The sequence below is a fragment of the Brachybacterium endophyticum genome, assembly GCF_003130585.1.
Classification (GTDB): domain Bacteria; phylum Actinomycetota; class Actinomycetes; order Actinomycetales; family Dermabacteraceae; genus Brachybacterium; species Brachybacterium endophyticum.
On record NZ_QFKX01000011.1, the window covers coordinates 1 to 4927 of the forward strand.

At 56.9% G+C, this 4927-nt stretch carries 2 rRNA genes; both read left to right on the top strand.

Annotation, left to right across the window (positions count from 1 at the left end):
* Positions 1-1449, top strand: a 16S ribosomal RNA gene (locus tag DEO23_RS15870); the annotation flags it as partial.
* 378 nt (positions 1450-1827) lie between these two features.
* Positions 1828-4894, top strand: a 23S ribosomal RNA gene (locus tag DEO23_RS15875).
* The last annotated feature ends 33 nt before the right edge of the window (positions 4895-4927 follow it).

A 4927-nucleotide genomic window follows, 5' to 3' on the forward strand; every position in this document is an offset into this window, starting at 1 on the left:
ATGGCCGTGCTTGCACGGTCGGATTAGTGGCGAACGGGTGAGTAACACGTGAGTAACCTGCCCCCCACTTCGGGATAACCTCGGGAAATCGGGGCTAATACCGGATACGAGTTTCCACCGCATGGTGGTTTCTGGAAAGTTTTTCGGTGGGGGATGGGCTCGCGTCCTATCAGCTTGTTGGTGAGGTAGTGGCTTACCAAGGCGATGACGGGTAGCCGGCCTGAGAGGGCGACCGGCCACACTGGGACTGAGACACGGCCCAGACTCCTACGGGAGGCAGCAGTGGGGAATATTGCACAATGGGCGAAAGCCTGATGCAGCGACGCCGCGTGAGGGATGACGGCCTTCGGGTTGTAAACCTCTTTCAGCAGGGAAGAAGCGAGAGTGACGGTACCTGCAGAAGAAGCGCCGGCTAACTACGTGCCAGCAGCCGCGGTAATACGTAGGGCGCAAGCGTTGTCCGGAATTATTGGGCGTAAAGAGCTTGTAGGTGGCTTGTCGCGTCTGCCGTGAAAACCCGAGGCTCAACCTCGGGCGTGCGGTGGGTACGGGCAGGCTAGAGTGTGGTAGGGGAGACTGGAACTCCTGGTGTAGCGGTGAAATGCGCAGATATCAGGAAGAACACCGATGGCGAAGGCAGGTCTCTGGGCCATTACTGACACTGAGAAGCGAAAGCATGGGGAGCGAACAGGATTAGATACCCTGGTAGTCCATGCCGTAAACGTTGGGCACTAGGTGTGGGGCACATTCCACGTGGTCCGCGCCGTAGCTAACGCATTAAGTGCCCCGCCTGGGGAGTACGGCCGCAAGGCTAAAACTCAAAGGAATTGACGGGGGCCCGCACAAGCGGCGGAGCATGCGGATTAATTCGATGCAACGCGAAGAACCTTACCAAGGCTTGACATGCACCGGACGACTGCAGAGATGTGGTTTTCTTTGGACTGGTGCACAGGTGGTGCATGGTTGTCGTCAGCTCGTGTCGTGAGATGTTGGGTTAAGTCCCGCAACGAGCGCAACCCTCGTTCCATGTTGCCAGCACTTCGGGTGGGGACTCATGGGAGACTGCCGGGGTCAACTCGGAGGAAGGTGGGGACGACGTCAAATCATCATGCCCCTTATGTCTTGGGCTTCACGCATGCTACAATGGCCGGTACAATGGGTTGCAATACTGTGAGGTGGAGCGAATCCCAAAAAGCCGGTCTCAGTTCGGATTGGGGTCTGCAACTCGACCCCATGAAGTCGGAGTCGCTAGTAATCGCAGATCAGCAACGCTGCGGTGAATACGTTCCCGGGCCTTGTACACACCGCCCGTCAAGTCACGAAAGTCGGTAACACCCGAAGCCGGTGGCCCATCCCTTGTGGGGGGAGCCGTCGAAGGTGGGATCGGTGATTGGGACTAAGTCGTAACAAGGTAGCCGTACCGGAAGGTGCGGCTGGATCACCTCCTTTCTAAGGAGCATCACCAAGTATTGGTGGCCATCTGCCTGCCCGATCGTGGTGGGGGTGGTTGCTCATGGGTGGAACATCAACGAATGGGCGCTTCGCTCGCTGCCGGTCGGTGGCTCTAGTACTCCCTGCGTGGGATGGAACGGGCTGCTGTGGTGGTGGGTTCGAGGTGGAGGCACGCTATTGGGTTTTGAGGCTGCACGCAGCCCTGGCCGTTCGTCCCTGTGGGGGTGGATGGTCTGGGGTGTGTGGCTGGTCCTCCCCGGTGCATCTGACTGTTGTGGTCGGGTGTGGTGGTGTGGGGTTGTTTCTTGAGAACTGCATAGTGGACGCGAGCATCTTGTAAGCAATTTTTAGTGTCTTTGTGATATTTGTTTGTGTTGCCTAAGTCTTCAAGGGCGCACGGTGAATGCCTGGGCACGAGGAGCCGATGAAGGACGTAGGAGTCTGCGATAAGCCTCGGGGAGGTGACAACCGACCTGTGATCCGGGGATGTCCGAATGGGGAAACCCACCAGGGGTCATGCTCTGGTACCCGCCACTGAATGTATAGGTGGTGTGGAGGGAACGTGGGGAAGTGAAACATCTCAGTACCCACAGGAAGAGAAAACAATAGTGATTCCGTGAGTAGTGGCGAGCGAAAGCGGAGGTGGCTAAACCGTGTCTGTGTGATACCCGGCAGGGGTTGCAGGTGCGGGGTTGTTGGGACGTGTCGGATCCTTCTGCCGGAGGGTCGACGTGATGTGTGCTGTTAGTCGAAGCCGTGGTGAGTGCGGTGGCGTAGAGGGTGTGACTCCCGTAGACGAAAGCAGTGTGCAGCGTGATGCTGTTCCCGAGTAGCACCGGGCCCGTGAAATCCGGTGTGAATCTGCCAGGACCACCTGGTAAGCCTGAATACTACCTCGTGACCGATAGCGGACAAGTACCGTGAGGGAAAGGTGAAAAGCACCCCGGGAGGGGAGTGAAATAGTACCTGAAACCGTGCGCTTACAATCCGTCGGAGCCTTACGGGGTGACGGCGTGCCTTTTGAAGAATGAGCCTGCGAGTTAGTGGTCGGTGGCGAGGTTAACCCGTGTGGGGTAGCCGTAGCGAAAGCGAGTCTGAATGGGGCGTATTCAGTCGCCGGCTCTAGACCCGAAGCGAAGTGATCTATCCATGGGCAGTGTGAAGCGCGGGTAAGACCGCGTGGAGGCGCGAACCCACTTCAGTTGAAAATGGAGGGGATGACCTGTGGATAGGGGTGAAAGGCCAATCAAACTTCGTGATAGCTGGTTCTCCCCGAAATGCATTTAGGTGCAGCGTTGCGTGTTTCGTGCCGGAGGTAGAGCACTGGATAGGCGATGGGCCCCACCGGGTTACTGACCTTAGCCAAACTCCGAATGCCGGTACGTGAGAGCGCAGCAGTGAGACGGTGGGGGATAAGCTTCATCGTCGAGAGGGAAACAGCCCAGAACATCAGCTAAGGCCCCTAAGCGTGTGCTAAGTGGAAAAGGATGTGGAGTTGCTGAGACAACCAGGAGGTTGGCTTAGAAGCAGCCACCCTTGAAAGAGTGCGTAATAGCTCACTGGTCAAGTGATTCTGCGCCGACAATGTAGCGGGGCTCAAGTACACCGCCGAAGCTGTGTCACTCCGGATTTGGTCCGGGGTGGGTAGGGGAGCGTCGTGCAGACTGTGAAGCCGCGGGGTGACCCAGTGGTGGAGGCTGCACGAGTGAGAATGCAGGCATGAGTAGCGAAAGACGGGTGAGAAACCCGTCCGCCGATTGATCAAGGGTTCCAGGGCCAGGTTAATCCGCCCTGGGTTAGTCGGGACCTAAGGCGAGGCCGACAGGCGTAGTCGATGGACATCGGGTTGATATTCCCGAACCGATCGTAGGAGGACCCATACCGAGGCGTGTGATGCTAACCACCCGAGTCTCCTCCGTGTCCTTCGGGACGCGGGTGGGGGTGAGGCTGGGAACCAAGCATGTAGTAGGTCAGCGCATGGGATGACGCAGTGAGGTAGCTTCCGCGGACTTAATGGAATAGTCCGTCTAAGCGCGTAGCCCGCGCACCGGTAATGCGGTGCCGTATGGGGTGAGGCGTGATGGGGATCCCGTATGGGCGTAGGTGAGTGATCCTGTACTGCCGAGAAAAGTTCCGGCGTGACGAATACGGTCGCCCGTACCCGAAACCGACTCAGGTGATCAGGTAGAGAATACCGAGGCGTTCGAGAGAATCGTGGTTAAGGAACTCGGCAAAATGCCCCCGTAACTTCGGGAGAAGGGGGGCCCGAGCAGTGAGAGCTGTGAGGGCCGCAGAGACCAGGGAGAAGCGACTGTTTACTAAAAACACAGGTCCGTGCGAAGTCGTAAGACGCTGTATACGGACTGACGCCTGCCCGGTGCTGGAAGGTTAAGAGGACTGGTGAGCACTTCGGTGCGAAGCTAAGAATTTAAGCCCCAGTAAACGGCGGTGGTAACTATAACCATCCTAAGGTAGCGAAATTCCTTGTCGGGTAAGTTCCGACCTGCACGAATGGCGTAACGACTTCTCCACTGTCTCAACCGCGAACTCGGCGAAATTGCATTACGAGTAAAGATGCTCGTTACGCGCAGCAGGACGGAAAGACCCCGGGACCTTTACTATAGTTTGGTATTGGTGTTCGGGACGGCTTGTGTAGGATAGGTGGGAGACTGGGAAGCATGGACGCTAGTTCGTGTGGAGTCGTTGTTGAAATACCACTCTGGTCGTTCTGGATTCCTAACCTCGGTCCGTGATCCGGATCAGGGACAGTGCCTGATGGGTAGTTTAACTGGGGCGGTTGCCTCCTAAAGAGTAACGGAGGCGCTCAAAGGTTCCCTCAGCCTGGTTGGCAATCAGGTGTTGAGTGTAAGTGCACAAGGGAGCTTGACTGCGAGACAGACATGTCGGGCAGGTGCGAAAGCAGGAACTAGTGATCCGGCACTCCATTGTGGAATGGGTGTCGCTCAACGGATAAAAGGTACCCCGGGGATAACAGGCTGATCTTGCCCAAGAGCTCATATCGACGGCATGGTTTGGCACCTCGATGTCGGCTCGTCGCATCCTGGGGCTGGAGTTGGTCCCAAGGGTTAGGCTGTTCGCCTATTAAAGCGGTACGCGAGCTGGGTTTAGAACGTCGTGAGACAGTTCGGTCCCTATCCGCTGCGCGCGTTGGATATTTGAGAAGACCTGTCCCTAGTACGAGAGGACCGGGATGGACTGACCTCTGGTGTGCCAGTTGTTCTGCCAAGAGCATGGCTGGTTGGCTACGTCGGGAAGGGATAACCGCTGAAAGCATCTAAGCGGGAAGCCTGCTTCAAGATGAGATATCCGTGCACCCTTGTGGTGTGAGAGGCCCCCAGCAGACCACTGGGTTGATAGGCCAGATGTGGAAGCACAGTAATGTGTGGAGCTGACTGGTACTAATGGCCGACGACTTATCAACACAAATATTTGTTGTTTGCGTGTGTTCGCGTCC